Raw genomic sequence first — 2,529 nt, 5'->3', positions numbered from 1 at the left:
ACCTGTTATAGGATCAAGCCTTACGGGCAATTAGTATCAGTTAGCTCAGTGCATTACTGCACGTGCACACCTGACCTATCAACGTCCTGGTCTCGAACGACCCTTCAAGGAGCTCGAGGCTCCGGGGAAGTCTCATCTTGGGGCGAGTTTCCCGCTTAGATGCTTTCAGCGGTTATCTCTTCCGAACATAGCTACCCGGCGATGCCACTGGCGTGACAACCGGTACACCAGAGGTTCGTCCACTCCGGTCCTCTCGTACTAGGAGCAGGCCCCCTCAAACTTCCAGCGCCCACGGCAGATAGGGACCAAACTGTCTCACGACGTTTTAAACCCAGCTCACGTACCTCTTTAAATGGCGAACAGCCATACCCTTGGGACCGGCTACAGCCCCAGGATGAGATGAGCCGACATCGAGGTGCCAAACACCGCCGTCGATATGAACTCTTGGGCGGTATCAGCCTGTTATCCCCAGAGTACCTTTTATCCGTTGAGCGATGGCCCTTCCATACAGAACCACCGGATCACTATGACCTGCTTTCGCACCTGTTCGACTTGTGGGTCTCACAGTCAAGCACGCTTATGCCATTGCACTATCAGCACGATTTCCGACCGTACCTAGCGTACCTTCGTACTCCTCCGTTACCCTTTGGGAGGAGACCGCCCCAGTCAAACTGCCTACCATGCACTGTCCCCGACCCGGATCACGGGCCAAGGTTAGAACCTCAAACAGATCAGGGTGGTATTTCAAGGACGGCTCCACGGAAACTGGCGTTCCCGCTTCACAGCCTCCCACCTATCCTACACAAACCGGTTCAAAGTCCAATGCAAAGCTACAGTAAAGGTTCATGGGGTCTTTCCGTCTAGCCGCGGGGAGATTGCATCATCACAAACACTTCAACTTCGCTGAGTCTCGGGAGGAGACAGTGTGGCCATCGTTACGCCATTCGTGCAGGTCGGAACTTACCCGACAAGGAATTTCGCTACCTTAGGACCGTTATAGTTACGGCCGCCGTTTACCGGGACTTCAATCAAGAGCTTGCACCCCATCATTTAATCTTCCGGCACCGGGCAGGCGTCACACCCTATACGTCCACTTTCGTGTTTGCAGAGTGCTGTGTTTTTATTAAACAGTCGCAGCCACCAGTTTATTGCAACCCCTTCACCCTCCTGGCGCAGGCCAGTCAAGCTACCAGGGCGTACCTTATCCCGAAGTTACGGTACCAATTTGCCGAGTTCCTTCTCCCGAGTTCTCTCAAGCGCCTTAGAATACTCATCTCGCCCACCTGTGTCGGTTTGCGGTACGGTCAGTGTGGAACTGAAGCTTAGAGGCTTTTCCTGGAACCCCTTCCAGTTGCTTCGTCTCCTGAGAGACTCGCGCCACGCCCTTGAATCCCGTGCCCGGATTTGCCAGAGCACCTTCTCCAACGCAGCGACCGGGACTTCCAACACCCGGACAACCTTCCGCGATCCGTCCCCCCATCGCATTTCACACTGGTACAGGAATATTGACCTGTTTCCCATCAGCTACGCATTTCTGCCTCGCCTTAGGGGCCGACTCACCCTACGCCGATGAACGTTGCGTAGGAAACCTTGGGCTTACGGCGAGGGGGCCTTTCACCCCCTTTATCGCTACTCATGTCAGCATTCGCACTTCCGATACCTCCAGCACGCTTTTCAACGCACCTTCGCAGGCTTACGGAACGCTCTCCTACCATGCACATTGCTGTGCATCCGCAGCTTCGGTATATGGCTTAGCCCCGTTACATCTTCCGCGCAGGACGACTCGATCAGTGAGCTATTACGCTTTCTTTAAAGGGTGGCTGCTTCTAAGCCAACCTCCTGACTGTTTTAGCCTTCCCACTTCGTTTCCCACTTAGCCATATTTGGGGACCTTAGCTGGCGGTCTGGGTTGTTTCCCTCTTGACACCGGACGTTAGCACCCGATGTCTGTCTCCCGTGATTGCACTCTTCGGTATTCGGAGTTTGCTATGGCGACGTAATCCGCAATGGACCCATCAACCATGACAGTGCTCTACCCCCGAAGGTGATACACGAGGCACTACCTAAATAGTTTTCGGAGAGAACCAGCTATTTCCAGGTTTGTTTAGCCTTTCACCCCTATCCACAGCTCATCCCCTGACTTTTCAACGTCAGTGGGTTCGGTCCTCCAGCACGTGTTACCGTGCCTTCAACCTGGCCATGGATAGATCACCTGGTTTCGGGTCTACACCCAGCGACTGGACGCCCTGTTCGGACTCGCTTTCGCTACGCCTGCCCTATTCGGTTAAGCTTGCCACTGAATGTAAGTCGCTGACCCATTATACAAAAGGTACGCCGTCACCCCTTGCGGGGCTCCGACTGTTTGTATGCATGCGGTTTCAGGATCTGTTTCACTCCCCTCCCGGGGTTCTTTTCGCCTTTCCCTCACGGTACTGGTTCACTATCGGTCGATCACGAGTATTTAGCCTTGGAGGATGGTCCCCCCATCTTCAGACAGGATTTCACGTGTCCCGCCCTACTTCTCGTACA

General features: G+C 54.2%; 1 rRNA gene (running past one end of the window). It reads right to left on the bottom strand.

What is annotated here, in order from left to right:
• Positions 1 to 9: 9 nt before the first annotated feature.
• Positions 10 to 2,529, bottom strand: a 23S ribosomal RNA gene (locus tag C7411_RS36685) (it continues 360 nt past the right edge of the window).

It is taken from the genome of Paraburkholderia silvatlantica, assembly GCF_003096715.1.
Taxonomy (GTDB): Bacteria; Pseudomonadota; Gammaproteobacteria; order Burkholderiales; family Burkholderiaceae; genus Paraburkholderia; species Paraburkholderia silvatlantica.
This window is presented reverse-complemented; position numbering and strand designations above follow the sequence as displayed.